Origin of the sequence: Vibrio sp. Isolate30, assembly GCF_022397975.1 — a bacterium.
Lineage (GTDB): Bacteria > Pseudomonadota > Gammaproteobacteria > Enterobacterales > Vibrionaceae > Vibrio > Vibrio fortis.
On record NZ_JAKEUS010000001.1, the window covers coordinates 390,318 to 406,440 of the forward strand.

The window sequence follows — 16,123 nt, forward strand, 5'->3', positions numbered from 1 at the left end:
GTGCCACGCTACATAGGTTTAGGGTTTGAGAAAAGATTGAGAATAGTAAGAACATAAGTACAATGCGGAAAAATCAATGAAATAATCCATCAATTTACAGTGTAATTTCTATCATGTTGCTCGTATGACGGCGATGATTTTTGTTGTACTGTAAAATCACTCACAGCATATAAGTACAAAGGTCTGCATCTTGGACAAACATGACGAAATACTGGTCGCTATTCGCCAAATTATTCGCGCTATCGATTTACACTCGAAGAAGCTGAGTAAAGAGTATGGTTTGACTGGCCCTCAATTGATTTTAATGAGAGCAATCCAAGAGATGGGCAATGTGACGATCAAAGAGTTATCGAATCACACCAATGTGAGTCAAGCAACCACGACCACCATCATCGATCGTTTAGAGCAAAATGGCTATGTACAGCGTGTGCGCAGTGTCGCTGACCGACGTAAGGTGCACGCCAATCTAACCGAAAAAGGCCAAGAGCTGCTAAACAGTGCGCCACCACCTCTTCAAGACAACTTTGTTAATAAATTCCAGAACCTAGAGCCGTGGGAGCAAAGCTTGTTGCTGTCTTCAATGCAGCGAATTTCTTCGATGATGAACGCTGAAGATATTGATGCAGCACCTGTATTGCAGTTAGAAGGCATTACCAATACGGTGAAAACGGACGACTCCGCTAAGTAGTCCTTTACTGATGTTTTAGACACACCTATTAAACGAAAGACCACGCATCATCGCGTGGTCTTTTTTATTGCTTGCTAGTCACTCTGGAACTTAGCTATCAGAGCTAATACGTCATCTTCCGTAACTGGGGTGCCGTAGTAGTAACCTTGCAGGTAGTTACAGCCTAAACGGGTGAGGAAGGTTTCTTGCTCCTTAGTTTCCACACCTTCAGCGACGACTTTGAGAGAGTAATTTTTGGCGAGACGATAGAGCACATTCACCATCTCTTGCTTAGATGGGTTGTTGTTTAGTATCTGGTCAACGAAGGACTTGTCGATTTTTAAGGTATCGAACGGATAGCGAATCAATTGATTGAAAGACGTAAAGCCCGTACCAAAATCATCGATGGCTAGGTCTACACCGATCTTTTTCAATTCAAACAACACATCCAATTCCGTTGTTTCGTCGGGAACAAATGCAGTTTCAGTCACTTCAAATTCGATGTTCTCCGCAGGTACTCCGGCACTGATTAGCATGCGATTAACATCGGCAGGAAATCCCGGCGACATTAACTCAAGGCTAGATATGTTAATCGCAAATTTGAGTGAACGATTTCCTCTGTCGATCAGTCGTTTTGCCGCCATTAAGCCATTGCTGATCACCCACATATCAATGTCACGAATCATGCCCGTGCGTTCGGCACAAGGGATAAACTCGTCTGGTCCAATATTCTGCTGAGCGAGCTCAGGGCAGCGCAGTAACAGTTCAAACCCACGCAAGGTTTTAGAAGATGCATTGATGATTGGCATGAATGAAAAGCTGAACCCATCTTCGTTGAGTGCTTTGATTAGGGTCTGCTCAATCAACAGCTCTTTGGCCACCACTTCTTCGAGATCGGAGTTATAGAAGTAGTGACGAGCGTCAGACTCTTTGGCGACATACATGGCTCTGTCAGCTTGGATCATCAAAGAGTCAGTAGTGAGGTTCTCGTTATGCTCATTGATTTCAACCACCCCTAGACTGATGCCAACACGGTAGCGTTGATCTCCAAGGAAAAAGTTGGATTCGAACTGCGCTTCAATGCTTTCAAGTACGCTCAAAATGTCAGAGAGTCGCGTGATACCGTAGGTGTATATCGCGAACTCATCGCCACTGAGTCGAGCAAATAGATGAGATTCAAATAGACGCCCGCGTGAGCGCTGTAGAATTTGTTGAGTGGATGAGGCAAAGCGTACAAGAAGTTCATCACCCGCATCGTGACCATAGTTGTCGTTTACCGCTTTAAACTTATCGAGGTCAATATAGATAAGATAGCTGGTACCGTGGTGTTCTTCGGATAGCAATTTTTTTAAGTTCTGCATGAAGAAAGTGCGGTTGTCGAGGCCTGTAAGTGCATCGGTTTCTACTAGAGTTTTGACGCGTTCAAACACCGATTGATAGCTTGGATCTATCTGGTCTTCTTTATTCGTTTGATTACCCTCATCGGGTTTTAGGGTGTTGAGCTCTCTGGTGTATGCCTGTAGAGGTTGTAACACTTGACGATAAAATAGAAAGTAACCGCCGCTAATCAAAAGCAGTGTAATCGCTAAGGTAACGCCGCCTATGGAGATCTTGGCTTGGTTGAGTTGGCTTTGGTAGTTCTCAGGGAAAACATGCAAAGAGGCTGAGATAAATGGGTCAGTATGTTTGAAAGCGACGCCGTCAGAATAATCCACATCCATCTTCATGGCGTGATTATCAAAGGCGTGATAGTTGGTGAGTGCGGCAACTAATGGCTCTGATTCGTGTGCGGAAAACTTGCTCCGTTCTACGCCAGTCAAGAATCGATAATCAAAAGAAAAACCGAATGGTAACTGCTCTTTTAATGTGGCTTTGAAGCTGTCGAATACCGAAATTGGTAAGATGAGAACTGCAATACGATCGGGGTAACCATCAAGGGTGTGAGCTGTGATCGCGTAGAGCTTACCATCGATGATAGAGAGCTTTTCTGAATTGTTCGGATCAGACAAATAGGTGCGGCCTGTATCAAGGAAAAGCTGGTTTGATTGGTGTTTTAAAGTTTGCACTGAACTTGCAATGAGATTGGACTGTGAATCGATGATCGCAAACGAATAGGAATTGTTGGTGTTATAGTCAAACCGCGTGCTACTTAATTGTGTATCGATTGATGCAAACGCGTCATACACTGTTCGATTCAAATCTGCGCGTTTTATAAAATTTTCTCTTTCCGCAATGTTGTTTAAGAAGGCCTTTTGATCTCTTAGCTCTTCTCCCATCTGCTTCACCACAAATTCAAGCTGTACACACCACTTACTCACGATCTGATTTTTAATTTGATGTTCGTAAGACAAGTAGTAAGCAACACCACTTGAAAAGACAATAATGAAAATAGCGGGTATAAAAATGCGTGCGGCTTTGTTCGTTAAATCCATACAACACTCCAATCTTGCCATCGTCCATCCATGGCCAATGGCTATTATGCTACCTTGCACATAGTTCAAGTTAGGTCAGATCTCCGACCTTTGCAAAGGGATTTAACAGAGAATTTAAGCCTGTGACTGAATATCACATTTCTATTGTTTAAATTTAAACGCTAATCGATAGATTTATTAATTTTCAATGCCTTACGGTGCCTGGTCTGATCGGGTAAATGAGTTTTTCATCAATGCTTTGATCCTGTTTGAAAGCAAAATTACCTCTTCTTCAGGTAGTCCCCCGCTTCAATCACCACATCGATTAACGACTGCAAGTGACTCCTTGATTTGATAGGGTATTTTATAAACGTTCCACAATTTGAGTGTGTCGCTTTTTGGGATGCGTAGAGCTCATGTAAATAATCGCTTTGGCAATCATCCAAAGCACGGTTTTGTTCGTATACAGAGCAGTTAACTATGAGAGAGTTTTTATGTCAGCAAAAGAAAGGAATATTCCAACCCACCGTATTTCTCGCTTCGGTAAGTTTGCATCTTTGGCGACTCGTGTTGCGGGTAACGTGTTAACGGAAGGAACAAAGCAGATAGTGCAGGGTAATCGCCCCAAAGCGCGAGACTTATTGCTGACACCTCAAAACATCGGACGATTGACCGAGCAGCTTGCGCACTTGCGTGGAGCAGCCATGAAGCTTGGGCAGATGTTATCGATGGATGCTGGCGATGTGCTTGAGCCTGAATTGGCAGATATCTTGAGTAGGCTTAGATCGGATGCTGATCCTCTCCCTTCTAAACAACTGAACCACGTACTGGAAAGCTCTCTGGGAGCTGATTGGAAGTCTGAATACATCGCGTTTAACTTCAAACCTATCGCCAGTGCCTCCATCGGGCAGGTGCATCAAGCGTACAGCGATGCGGGCGATAAACTGGCTGTAAAGGTGCAATACCCAGGGATTCGGAAAAGCATCGATAGCGACGTTGATAACGTTGGCACCTTGTTAAAAGTTGTCGGATTGATTCCTGAATCAGTGGATTACAAGGGCTTGTTGGAAGAAGCGAAAAAGCAGCTGCATGATGAAGCGGACTATCAACGAGAGGCACAATTCGCGATACGTTACCATCAAGCGCTGCAGGCCGATGCTCATTTTGTTGTACCCAAAGTTCATCTACCAAGTTCTTCTGATGCAGTACTTGCGATGGAGTTTATTGAGGGGAAATCGGTCGAATCGGTAGAGCATGCGTCACAGGAAACACGCAATTTTGTGATGACGAGTCTGCTTGAACTGCTGTTTAAGGAGCTATTTGAACTCAAGATGGTGCAAACCGACCCTAACTTCGCTAACTATCTCTACAACGAAAAAACCAACCAGATCGGCTTGCTCGATTTTGGAGCGACGCGAGAATACAGCGACAAATTCAGTAACGGTTATCGTCAGGTGTTTCGCTCTGTGATTGAAGGTGATGAATCCGCTCTTAACCGAGCTTTGGAAGACATTGGCTTCTTTAGCGACACCATTGTTGATAGCCAACGACAAGCGGTATTGAACCTCGTGAAAATGGCCTGTGAGCCTATGTTGGTTGAAGGTGAGTATGACTTTAAGAGCAGTGACCTTGCTAAGCGACTGCGAGAGGCGGGAACGATTTTGAGTATGGAGCAAGAGTATTGGCACACGCCTCCAGCTGACGCCTTGTTCCTTCATAGAAAGATTGGAGGCATGTATCTGCTGGCTGCGAGAATTGGCGCCAATGTTAATATCCGACGGCTGGTGGAGCCTTATCTAAACAGTCGGTAGAGGTACAAGTGAAATGGCTGTTCGTTGAATATTGAGAGTCGAGTAAAAAGGCCAGAACCTAACAGGATCTGGCCCTTCCTCATTTAGCGTTTTACTTGTTCAACAATTTCGCGGGTTAAGCGAGCAATCTCATCCCATTGTTGGTTCTCTACCAACTTCTTATCCACCATCCATGTGCCTCCACAAGCAAGCACTTCTGGCACTGCTAAATAGTTGTCGATGTTACTTGGTGTAATTCCGCCTGTTGGCATCAGTCGGATATTGCCGTATGGACCAACCAATGACTTGACCATGCTAATGCCACCAGAAGCCTCTGCAGGGAAGAATTTGAGTGTTGTTAACCCCATTTCTAAAGCAGCCTCGACGGTACTTGGGTTGTTCACTCCAGGGATGATGCCGATACCAATTTCTTGGCAAGCCTTAACTGTATTTGGGTTAAAGCCAGGTGACACGACAAAAGTCGCGCCCGCCTCTTTAGCAGCCAAAGCTTGCTCGCCATTGATGATAGTCCCAGCGCCGATAAGCATGTCAGGTTGCGCTTCGCGCAGTAGGCGAATGGCCTTAACCGCCGCGTCAGAGCGGAAAGTGATTTCAGCCGCAGGTAGGCCGTTTTCTGATAACACCTTGCCGAGTGGAATAATATCTTGCGCGTTGTCGATGGCGATAACTGGAATTACTTTTAGTGCTTTTAATTGATCGTTAATAGTTGGCATGAGTTTATTTCTCGATAAGAGTAGAAAGATTGTCTGTGACAGATTGTGGGATGATTGCCCCATGATGCTGGATGACTAACCCAGCCAGCGCGTTACCATATTGACACGCTTGTGCAACGCTTCCGCCCGTTAGGTAACGTGCAAGGAATCCGCCATTGAATGAGTCTCCCGCAGAGGTCGTATCAACCACGTTGGTGACCGGTTTTGTTAGGATAGAGACAGGATCTTGGTTTGGATTTTCGCTGATTAAGCAGCCCTCAGAGCCCATCTTAACGACCACGATTTGTACGCCGAGTTTATGCAGCCTAGCAATGGTGTCTTGGGGAGTTTTGTCTTGCCAAATCAATTGTTCGTCATCGAAGGTAACAAGTGCAATGTCGGTCGCTTGATAAGCAAGTAAGTACGCTTCTTTGGTTGCTGAGATGCTTTCCCAAAGTTTCGGGCGGTAATTGCTATCGAATGCAGTCTTAACCCCGTTGTTACGCAACTTGTCTATTTTGGCTAGCAGTTCAACTCGGTCTGAGTTAGGCAAAATAGCCAGAGAAATGCCGCTGAAAAAGACCATGTCAGCATTACTTAGCTGAGTCATTACATCCGTAAATTTTGGGTGTTGAACCATATAGCTCGCCGCGGAGTCATTGCGCCAATACAGAAAGGTGCGCTCGCCCTCATCGTCCAATTGAATTAGGTAGAGCCCTGGAGAGCGCTTTGGGTCGCCCAGTACCAAGTCGATTGATATCCCTTCATTTTGCCAACGACGGGTCATTTCTTGGCTGATTGAATCGGTGCCAAGCGCGGTTACGTAGCTAGTACGAACTTGAGAAAAAGCCACATCTTGTTTGAGGCTGCGGTTCAAATATATCGCAGCGTTCAGTGTGTCTCCGCCATAGCTTTGGAGCATGTTGCCAAAGGGCGCACCATTGAGCTCAATCATGCATTCGCCGATGATTGCGATATGGGTCATAGAATAAACCTTAGAAAGAAAAACTTAGAATGAAGGTTAGAAAAATAAAGCGTGATCATCAGGAGCGACGATCACGCTTGGCTCGTTTAACCCCACAGTGGTGAGGCAGGGGGTTACTTATTATCGAGCTTGACAAGTAGCATGGTCAGAACATAAGAGAGTGCGAATACACCTACTACACCCATCAGTGCTTGAACAAAGTTCTGAGTACCGCTAGCTAGGTAAGCAGGCAAGCTGAATACCGAAGATAGAATGTAGCTCGTTAGGTGAGTGTCGATCGTTACAGAGATAGCACCGAATACGCCCGCAGCTAGACTCGCAGTCATCATTGCTTTGGTGTACTTGGTTAGAACACCAAACAGAGCCGGCTCTGTGATACCTAAGATAGCTGTGACACTTGAACCTGCAGTAATTGAAGACTGCTCTTTAGACACATACTTACGTTGTTTGTGCCAGATAGCCATGGTTGCGCCTGCAATCGCCATGTTACCCAGACACATGATTGGCATTAGCAAGTCTTTGCCGTACAACGCGAAGTTGTTGAGGCTGATTGGCGTCATACTATGGTGGATACCAAACACAATAGTGATCGGGCGAGTTAGACCAAAGATAAAACCTGTTAGGGTAGGCGAGATCTCAAGCAGTGAGCTCATCACCCAACCAGCGCCGTTACTTAGCCAGATACCTGCAGGACCAACAAAAGAGAGTGTGATTGTTGAAGTCACGGTAAACGCAAGTAGGGGGGTAAAAACCGGTTTCGCGGAAGATGGTACTAGACGGTCAACAAGAGGAGTCACCTTAGATAGCAACCAAATCGCTAAAATAGCTGGTACGATCGCCCCGCCGTAGTTCAGCAGTTCGATAGGCACAACACCAAGCACTGTTAGTTCTGGCGCAGCGCCAGCGTCTTTAAGTAGCGTTGCTTTCTCAACCAGCAGTGGCGCTAGCATGGCTGAAGAAACTGCCAGTGCGATGTATTCATTAACCTTAAACACCTTAGCTGCAGAGAAAGAGACCAGCATAGGTAAGAAGAAAAACACAGCCACAGAGATAGAGCGGAAGAAGTACACCGTATCTGAGGTTTCAGAGATAACATTGGTCGCGATAAGCCCTGATAGCAGACCCATTAGCATACCTGCACCCGCGATAGCTGGTACCACTGGGCCAAAGATACCAGCGACAATACGCATCACGCCTTGGAACAGTTTGCCTTTTTCTATTTCGTCAGTAACAGAGTTGTCAGCTTGTTGCGTGCCTGACAGCGCGTTAAACCATTTTTCAACTTCTACGCCGATGATCACTTGAGTTTGACCTTGTTGGCTTACCATGCCTTTTACGTCTGAAATCGCTTTGACAGCATCTTCATCAGCCAAAGACTCGTCTGCCAATTTGAATCTCAATCGAGTCATACAGTGAGTGATACTCACAATGTTATCTTCACCGCCAAGAGCGGAGACTAATAACTGTATATTTTCATTAAAACTTTTCTTTTTGGGTGATGACTTTGAGTTATTAATAACAGCATCATTCTTTTCAACAATTTGCATACAACACCTGTTACTGGGAGATATTTAACTCGAGCAATCATAGCGATAAGCGTTTTTAATCCAATGGGATAAAAAGAGATCCCAATCACAATTAAATTTCTAATAATTTATTTTTTACCATTTTTCGGCAATTGGTATGTTTTGTTTGTGAAAAAAAATCACTTAACGTACCAATTATTTTTGACCAAAATTTAGCGCTTGAAATGTGGTTTTTAACACGGTTAGATAATAGGAGTTGACTAAGTTTAGGTTATTTAATTGTGAAAGAAACTATTATATCTGACGTCCAATGCGTTATTACAAAACCGGATAGACATAACCTCATTACCGTAATCGTTGAAACGAATGAGGGTGTGACTGGCTTTGGTTGTGCGACATTCCAGCAAAGACCATTAGCTGTAAAAACCATGGTTGACGAATATTTAAAACCTATTCTCATTGGGAAAAATGCCAATAATATTGAAGACTTATGGCAAATGATGATGGTCAATGCATATTGGCGCAATGGCCCTGTTATTAATAATGCGATATCTGGCGTTGATATGGCATTGTGGGATATTAAAGCAAAACTTGCTGGTATGCCGCTGCATCAACTATTTGGTGGTAAGGCTCGCGATGCTATTCCAGTGTATACACATGCAACCAGCGATACGATGGAAGGTATTTATGACCTAGTCGATTCATTTTTAGATAAAGGCTATCGTCATATCCGTTGTCAATTAGGCTTCTATGGTGGTGTACCGACACAGCTACATGCGACTCAAAACCCGACTGAAGGTTCGTATTACGACCAAGACCAGTACATGGACAATACCTTAACCATGTTTAAGTCGTTGAGAGAGAAATATGGCAATAAATTCCACATCTTACATGATGTGCACGAGCGTCTTTTCCCAAATCAAGCTATTCAGTTTGCCAAAGAAGTTGAGCAATACAAGCCTTACTTTATCGAAGATATTTTGCCGCCAAACCAAACGGAGTGGCTCGATAACATTCGCAGCCAGAGCTCGGTATCATTGGGCTTGGGTGAGCTGTTTAACAATCCTGAAGAGTGGAAATCTCTGATTGTTAATCGCCGTATTGATTTCATCCGTTGTCACGTTTCACAGATTGGTGGAATTACACCAGCTCTGAAACTGGGGCATCTATGTCAGACCTTCGGTGTGCGTATCGCATGGCACTGTCCGCCAGACATGACGCCAATCGGCGCAGCAGTAAACACTCACTTAAATGTGCACCTACATAATGCTGCCATTCAAGAGCATGTAGAGTATAACGCTAACACTCATAAAGTATTCCCGAACGCAGCAGAACCTGTTGATGGTTACCTATACGCTTCAGAGGTGGCTGGTATCGGTGTCGAAATGGATCGTGAAATGGCACAGGAATTCCCAGTGATGTACCGTCCTCACGAGTGGACACAAAGTCGACTCCCAGATGGTGCAATCCATACACCATAGCAATCACCTTCAAATCAAATAGCCACGTTCAGTGGCTATTTTTTTATGTAAAGTAAAACTGAGATTATTAGTAGTGATGATTAGTATTCGCTTTGTGAATAATTAAAGATAGTTACATTATTTATTCTATGTGTAATATTGAACAGTGTATATTAACGATTGTTATAATTCTTATTGTTATAAATTTAATGAAAATCAATTCAATTACAGAGTTAGATATTATAAAGGTTATTTCTTATCTCTATAGCTCATGCTTTCGCTATTAAATGGTGTGTGATAGGTACATTGGTAATTGATGTCGATAATATCACTGACGATAAACAGTTCACCTGAAGCCAAGAACCCACGATTGGTAATATTCATTGCTGCAGCGTTTTTCTTACAGCCAAGTAACTCAGCATCATCTTTTGATGCGTTTACTGCCTGATAAGTGGTGAGGTAGCTGTCGATTTCAAGTCCGATAGATAATGCATGCTTCTGAATGGAGCTTTCGATGATATCGGTGTTCATCTCGGGGAATATACGAACGGGTATTCTTGCTCCTTCTACTTGCACAACTTTATTGTTGATCAATCGTAGGCGTCTAATTTTCCAGATGTACTCATCATCTGTGAGTGAAAATATCTGCTGTTCATGTTGATCTGGGAGGGTTTTATTAAGCTGAAGCTTTTTGTAGGAGATCTCTTCGAAGCTGTTTTCAGTAATTGAGTTGTAAACAAGCGGTGTGCCGATAAGTGCGGTATTAACGAAGTAACCCGAACCCACTTTAGATTTGACCATGCCAATCGCTTCGAGCTTAGCCAAAGCCTTACGAATCGTAAATCGAGACAGCCCATAGATTTCAGAGAGTTCTCTTTCTGCAGGGAGCTTATGGTTGATGCTGTTCTGGCAGATCTTACTAACAATATCTTGAACAACTAATTCATACTTCTTCATTCTCAGAACCCAAAAATACTCATCATGACTAAATTATAGTTAACTAAATCAGAGACTCAGCGCACTGCGTGTGGCTCAAAATTCTAACACATAAGGTGAAACAGAATGGTGGGAAATAACGGTGGAAAGTGATCAAAAGCCGACCTTAGTGAGTAAAACTAAGACTACCAATCATTGAGATACACGGATGAATAAATATCAACTTAGCTTGGCAACACTCTGTCTGAGCGCGCTACCATTTGTGGCTAATGCGTCATCATGCCCCGATATACTAAAAGGCTCACAACGTCTCTTGAACTCTACTGATGAAGTCAATTTGTGCGAAGAGTTTCATGGCAAGACCATACTTGTGGTCAACACCGCAAGCCAATGTGGATTCACTTCTCAGTTTGGTCAGCTTGAAGCACTCCATCAAGAGTACAAAGATAAGAACTTCACCGTGGTTGGGTTCCCAAGTAACGACTTCCGACAAGACAAAGGCAGCGAGGCAGACAGTGCCAAAGTTTGTTACCTAGATTATGGGGTGACCTTTCCGATGATGGCGCGTTCTTCTATCTCAGGGCCTGAAGCTAACCCTGTGTTCAGTGAGATCAAGAAGCAAGCAGGCGTTTCTCCGCGCTGGAATTTCTACAAATACCTGATTGATAAAGAAGGTAAAGTGGTCGGGACATTCGGAAGCTCGACTTCACCCTCTAGCGCCACCTTGATAAGTGCCATTGAGCAACAATTGTAGGGAGGCAATATGTCACAAACAAGAAGCACCATGCTAAGGCTAGGGTATCTTGGCCTCATACCTTTTGCGTTCGGTCTGTTGTTGATGTTGTTAGACGCTCAATTTTTCTCTTTGGCGGGCGACCAGCTCTTTGTCAGCTACAGTGTTGTCATTCTGAGCTTTCTATCTGGTGTGTTGTGGGGAAGGGCCATTGACTACCCAGAACAAAGCTTGAGCCGCAAAGCACTATTGTTGAGTAATTTTTTTCTGTTGATTGCATGGGCTGCGTTATTGCAAGGGACAGGCAGCACCAGCTTAACCATCATCGTACTAGCAGCGGGCTATATCGCAGTCTGGTTCTCCGAACACAAGCTCAAACCCAAACCACAGAACCAACTCCCCGAAGGGTACATGGGTATGAGAGGAGTCCTAACTACTAGTGTCGTGGTGATGCATGGAGCTGCTTTGCTAAGTTAATAAAAACGGCCATCGAAATGATGGCCGTTTTTCTTGGTGTGTTTAGGTAGTTTGCTTTTCAACATCGAGCCTGCGAATCAGTTTTGCAGGCGTTCCGCCATAGAGACAATCAGGTGGTACATCGCTGTTAACTACTGAGTTGGCTGCTATCACTGAACGGGCTCCAATCGTGACGCCTTGGTTGATCACGCAGTTGCCACCAATCCAAGCGTCGTCTTCAACTGTAATAGGCTGGCAAAAGGTTTCCCATTTACGGCGGCTTCGATAATTCAATGAGTGAGAAGCGGTATAGAGCTGTGCACTTGGACCTATCATCACATTATTGCCGATCTTAATGTTCGCACCATCCAGCATCACTACATTCATATTGATGAAGGTATCGTCACCGATTTCGATGGTCTTGCCGAACTCACAATGAAAGGGAGCACGCACAATACTTTTGCCCACTTTACCAAATAGATTGGCCAGCAAGCGGTCTTGCTGAGAAGCATCGATGCTTCGGTTAAATTCAGAGAGAGCGTGCAACGCATGAGTACGCATTTGGTCGATTTCTTGATCAGCGCCATCGAAGATCTCGCCTGACAACATTTTTTCGAGTTCTGTTTTCATCTCTGTACCACTCATTAGTCAATATTGAATATAGAGTAACGACAAATAGGTAATAAAAAAGAGAAAAGCTTTCGCCTTTCTCTTCCGGATTTATTCGAGTTATTGAGCTCTAATTAGATTTGATCTGCAAAACTCATTAGGTGTTGTTTCACTTCGTCTGAAGCAAACGCGTTTTCTACAGAGTACTTGTAGATTTGTGCGTAATCTTCTTTAGTTAGGTCGAATGTTTCACATACACGCTTAACTTCGTTAGTCATGGTTGTGTTCGATACTGTGCGGTTGTCAGTGTTGATAGTTACCACGATCCCGTCTTTCTGGAACTCAGAGATAGGGTGGTCGCTGAACTTGTGAATACACTTAGTCTGAACGTTACTTGTAGGGCAAGTTTCTAGTGCAACCTGCTTCTCTTTCACGATGTTGTACGCATCTTCGTTACCTTGGATGTGAACACCGTGACCAATGCGCTCTGCATCTAGTAGCGTTACTGCGTCGTAAACGTTTTGACCGTGCCACTGCTCACCAGCGTGAACTGTCACGCGGTAGCCTTTTTCGATAGCGTATTTAGTGTACTCTGGGAATTCTGCACAGAAACCTGGCTTTTCACCGCCTGCGATATCAAATGCAACGACACCTTTGCCTAGGTAAGCTTGGCCCGCATCAATAACGTCTTTGATTGAATCTTTCGGGAACATACGAAGAACAGAAAGGATGTAGTTACCTTTAATGTCGTATTTCTCTTCTGCACGCTTCATGCCTTTTACTGCGCTCGCGATGATTGCATCAAGAGATAGGCCTTTGTTTACGTGAAGAATTGGTGCAAAACGTACTTCTAGGTATTTTACGTTTTCAAGCGCTGCATCTTCGTATAGCTCGAAAGAGATGCGCTCGATCGCTTCTTCAGTTTGCATCACTTTAAGTGGCAGGCTGAAACACGCAAGGTACTCATCCAGGTTCTTACAGTCTTCTGGCACAGTAAGAGACTCAACTACGGCATCACGGTCTGCAGGAAGCTCAATATCGTATTGCTTTGCAAGATCAATGATGGTGTCTGGACGAACGCTTCCGTCTAGGTGGCAGTGAAGATCAATCTTAGGGAGTGCTAGAAAGTTCATGAGTATTCCTTAGTTCTATTATTCTTGAGTAGTTAACTCATAGGTTATATGGGTCTAAATTACCAACTTCATGATATGATTGAAAGTGACATAAAATCATTTTTGATGTGAATCTGAGGAATATCATGGTTGATGTGAAGCGATTACTGAAATGCGATATGAATCTTTTGCTCTGCTTACACGTTTTACTTGAAGAGCGCAGTGTAAGCAAGACCGCACAACGAATGTTTCTCAGCCAATCTGCGGTGAGTAAACAACTCACAAAGCTAAGAACTCTGTTTGATGATCCCCTATTCGAGCGTGAGTCGAAAGGCCTATTTCCGACTCCTAAAGCTCTGGAGATAGCCCCGAAAGTGCATCAAATACTTCTGCAAGTAGAGCAACTTACCGTACCTGCAGATTTCGACCCACTGGGCAGTGAACGCACCTTTAACATCGATCTCGTCGAAACCGCTTATACCGCGATCTATCCTAAATTTATGCCCAATGCACTCGCTCAAGCGCCAAACATTACCATCAATAGTACAACTTGGACGGGTGAAACCTATAAACGTTTATTAAAGCGAGAGGTGGATTTTGGTATTGGTATTTTCGAGTTAGACGAGCGGGCAAGTACTCATGTTCATAGTATCCCCTCGGATCTGAATTACGTTGAATTGCTGCAAGACTATTCAGTCTGTTTGATGCGTCAGGATCACCCCGCACTGAAAGAAGAGTGGAATTTAAAGACGTTCCTCAAATACCGACATATCCAGTTGGTCACGGGTGGCGTCGGTGATTGGTTGTTACTAGAAATACTGCAAGCGAAGCAGCTTAAGATCAATAAAGCGGCCAACGTTTCTGATATAACAAGCGCCGTTAAACTCTGTAAGCAAAGTGATCTGTTGATGTGTTATCCCTACAACTCGGTAAGGGACTATATTGAAAGCGGTGAACTGGTGATGAAAGAGATTCCGATGGAGTTGGTACCTGGTGGATTGTTCTTATTGTGGCACCGTTACTACGACTCTGAGCCAAGCCACAAATGGCTCAGAGAGTTGATTATCGAACAGACTCGATAAACATCCATCACTTTGAGCGAACTCTCACTTTAAAACGAAGGGACGAAAATAATTTTACTGTTTTTCGTCTTTTGGGAATAAGCGTCGTCTTACCTTGGGTGCTCCTAGTAAGTAAAGAAACAATATGAAAACCAATACTCAATCGTTAGTTCCACAACAACTTCTGCAAGAGGCTTGCGAGTGGGCGATTATGCACGGCGTCGCGTTTCGACAACCTGATAATACAGCGCGGCACTGTCCATTCAGCATTGCGCCGATGACCATGACGCGTAAAAGCTTCGACCATTTGAAGCGTGTTGTCCCATTGATCACCAAGCTGATTAATAATGTATCGGAAGATCACGACTTCTTGCAGTCCTCTTTAAAGGACATGGCCAAAGCTGATCCATTTTTTGGCCGTTTAATGGCACTACATCGTCAAGCTCATGGCGATAACACTCAGCGACTGTTCCCCGCTCGCAGACCACTGTTGTTGATGCGGACTGATTTTATGGATGATCGAGAACATGGAGCTAAAGTTGTTGAGTTTAACGGCATTGCGGCAGGAATGGGCCCCTTTGGTCAAAAAGCCACAGAGCTGCACGAGTTTTTGCAGAACCAGTGGCCACAACATTTTTCATCGTGGTTAGAGCAACCATCGGCCATCCCAGCTGACAATAAAGGGCTTGAGCAGTTAGCACTAGGCATCGCAAATGCGGCTAATAAGATCAAACACCATTTTGATGAGTCGGGTAGACCGACGTTTTTAATGGTGGTGCAGAACAACGAAGACAATGTCTACGATCAGCATTTGTTAGAAATAGAGCTACAGAAACAGGGCGTGAGAACGGTACGTCGCACATTTGAACAATTGAGCTGTCAGCTCAGCAGTGGTGAAGGTGAGCGCTTGCTGCTCAAAGATGTTGGTGGTGTTGATGTTGTGTACTTAAGAGCAGGATACCAATATTCGGATTATTGGATGCCTGAACTCAATGAAGATGTGTGTTGCCAAACTCTTAGCCAGACTCGTCTGTTCATAGAGCAGCACTATGTGGCGATGAATGCCACCATCAGTCAACAATTGGCGACCAGTAAAACGATGCAGATGTTGTTGACCATGATGCCTTCGAGTGAATATTTGCGCTGGGGGTTAACTCTTGAAGAGGCAGAGTTGGTTCAGAGTGTGCTGGCCGATATGAAGCCCATCAGTGAAGCAACGATCGCTTGGTTCAATGAACACGCAGATAAGCAAAACTGGGTGCTGAAAAATCAAGGAGAGGGCGGCGGTCACTGTGTGTTTGGTGATGAGGTGTCGAAAAAGCTACAGCAGTTAAATCCAAATGAATACGATGCTTGGGCATTGATGCAGAGAATCTACCCTCATGAGCGCGATAAGCCAACACTGGCGGTTAGAGATTCTAAAGCCAAGTTAGTCAATGATTTAGTTAGTGAAATCGGCTTGTTTAGCATCTATTTCGAGGGGGAACCTATGACTCAAATGAACGGCTACGCAGGCTATTTGATTCGCAGCAAACCCGCCAGTGAAAACGAAGGTGGTATCCACAGTGGACAAGGGATCCTTGATTCATTGATGTTGATTGACGAGCCATAAATTACCTCTCGATGAGATCATTCAAGAAGCCAAAATCTGTGCGTGGATTTTG

Annotated in this window: 14 protein-coding genes; 7 read left to right on the plus strand and 7 right to left on the minus strand. The window is 44.3% G+C overall.

Annotated features, from left to right (window positions below):
- Nucleotides 1–190: 190 nt before the first annotated feature.
- Nucleotides 191–688: a MarR family transcriptional regulator gene (locus tag L1D60_RS01765; RefSeq protein ID WP_239839456.1), complete on the plus strand. Its 498-nt coding sequence runs from the start codon at nt 191–193 to the stop codon at nt 686–688.
- A gap of 74 nt (nt 689–762) precedes the next feature.
- Here the strand turns inward: L1D60_RS01765 and L1D60_RS01770 are convergent, their stop codons facing one another.
- The gene (locus L1D60_RS01770; protein ID WP_239839457.1) at nt 763–3,099 is read right to left on the minus strand and encodes a bifunctional diguanylate cyclase/phosphodiesterase; all 2,337 of its coding nucleotides are present in this window, start codon (nt 3,097–3,099) and stop codon (nt 763–765) included.
- Nucleotides 3,100–3,572: 473 nt separating this feature from the next.
- Here L1D60_RS01770 and L1D60_RS01775 point away from each other — a divergent pair, with 473 nt between their 5' ends.
- Complete coding sequence (locus L1D60_RS01775) at nt 3,573–4,889, plus strand: AarF/ABC1/UbiB kinase family protein (RefSeq protein WP_239839458.1); 1,317 nt, start codon at nt 3,573–3,575, stop codon at nt 4,887–4,889.
- 83 nt (nt 4,890–4,972) lie between these two features.
- On the opposite strand, the gene L1D60_RS01780 is transcribed toward L1D60_RS01775, so the two are convergent.
- The 3 genes from L1D60_RS01780 to L1D60_RS01790 form a co-directional block, all read right to left on the minus strand.
- Nucleotides 4,973–5,602, minus strand: a complete 630-nt coding sequence (locus L1D60_RS01780; protein ID WP_239839459.1) for a bifunctional 4-hydroxy-2-oxoglutarate aldolase/2-dehydro-3-deoxy-phosphogluconate aldolase — start codon at nt 5,600–5,602, stop codon at nt 4,973–4,975.
- 4 nt (nt 5,603–5,606) lie between these two features.
- The gene (locus L1D60_RS01785) at nt 5,607–6,566 is read right to left on the minus strand and encodes a sugar kinase (RefSeq protein ID WP_239839460.1); all 960 of its coding nucleotides are present in this window, start codon (nt 6,564–6,566) and stop codon (nt 5,607–5,609) included.
- A 113-nt stretch (nt 6,567–6,679) separates the two neighbouring features.
- Nucleotides 6,680–8,113, minus strand: coding sequence for a PTS transporter subunit EIIC (locus tag L1D60_RS01790; protein WP_239839461.1), 1,434 nt, complete (start codon nt 8,111–8,113; stop codon nt 6,680–6,682).
- A gap of 260 nt (nt 8,114–8,373) precedes the next feature.
- Here L1D60_RS01790 and L1D60_RS01795 point away from each other — a divergent pair, with 260 nt between their 5' ends.
- Entirely contained in the window at nt 8,374–9,573 is a 1,200-nt protein-coding gene (locus L1D60_RS01795; RefSeq protein ID WP_239839462.1) for an enolase C-terminal domain-like protein, read from the plus strand.
- Nucleotides 9,574–9,801: 228 nt separating this feature from the next.
- Here the strand turns inward: L1D60_RS01795 and L1D60_RS01800 are convergent, their stop codons facing one another.
- Nucleotides 9,802–10,509 (minus strand): GntR family transcriptional regulator, encoded by a 708-nt coding sequence (locus L1D60_RS01800; RefSeq protein ID WP_239839463.1) that lies wholly within the window; start codon nt 10,507–10,509, stop codon nt 9,802–9,804.
- Between the two features lie 187 nt (nt 10,510–10,696).
- On the opposite strand from L1D60_RS01800, the gene L1D60_RS01805 reads away from it, so the two are divergent.
- Both L1D60_RS01805 and L1D60_RS01810 read left to right on the plus strand, forming a co-directional pair.
- Nucleotides 10,697–11,242, plus strand: a complete 546-nt coding sequence (locus L1D60_RS01805; RefSeq protein WP_239839464.1) for a glutathione peroxidase — start codon at nt 10,697–10,699, stop codon at nt 11,240–11,242.
- 9 nt (nt 11,243–11,251) lie between these two features.
- A complete protein-coding gene (locus L1D60_RS01810; protein WP_239839465.1) occupies nt 11,252–11,698 on the plus strand; it encodes a DUF3429 domain-containing protein in 447 nt (148 codons plus the stop codon).
- A gap of 42 nt (nt 11,699–11,740) precedes the next feature.
- Here the strand turns inward: L1D60_RS01810 and L1D60_RS01815 are convergent, their stop codons facing one another.
- Together L1D60_RS01815 and add are read right to left on the minus strand one after the other, a co-directional pair.
- Nucleotides 11,741–12,307 carry a sugar O-acetyltransferase gene (locus L1D60_RS01815; RefSeq protein ID WP_239839466.1) on the minus strand — a complete coding sequence of 189 codons (567 nt, stop codon included), beginning with the start codon at nt 12,305–12,307 and terminating at the stop codon, nt 11,741–11,743.
- Between the two features lie 113 nt (nt 12,308–12,420).
- Nucleotides 12,421–13,419, minus strand: a complete 999-nt coding sequence (add, locus tag L1D60_RS01820) for an adenosine deaminase (RefSeq protein ID WP_239839467.1) — start codon at nt 13,417–13,419, stop codon at nt 12,421–12,423.
- Nucleotides 13,420–13,544: 125 nt separating this feature from the next.
- Between add and L1D60_RS01825 the strand changes: the two genes are divergently transcribed.
- Together L1D60_RS01825 and L1D60_RS01830 are read left to right on the plus strand one after the other, a co-directional pair.
- Nucleotides 13,545–14,480, plus strand: coding sequence for a LysR family transcriptional regulator (locus L1D60_RS01825; RefSeq protein WP_239839468.1), 936 nt, complete (start codon nt 13,545–13,547; stop codon nt 14,478–14,480).
- A gap of 124 nt (nt 14,481–14,604) precedes the next feature.
- Nucleotides 14,605–16,071, plus strand: a complete 1,467-nt coding sequence (locus L1D60_RS01830) for a glutathione synthetase (protein ID WP_239839469.1) — start codon at nt 14,605–14,607, stop codon at nt 16,069–16,071.
- The last annotated feature ends 52 nt before the right edge of the window (nt 16,072–16,123 follow it).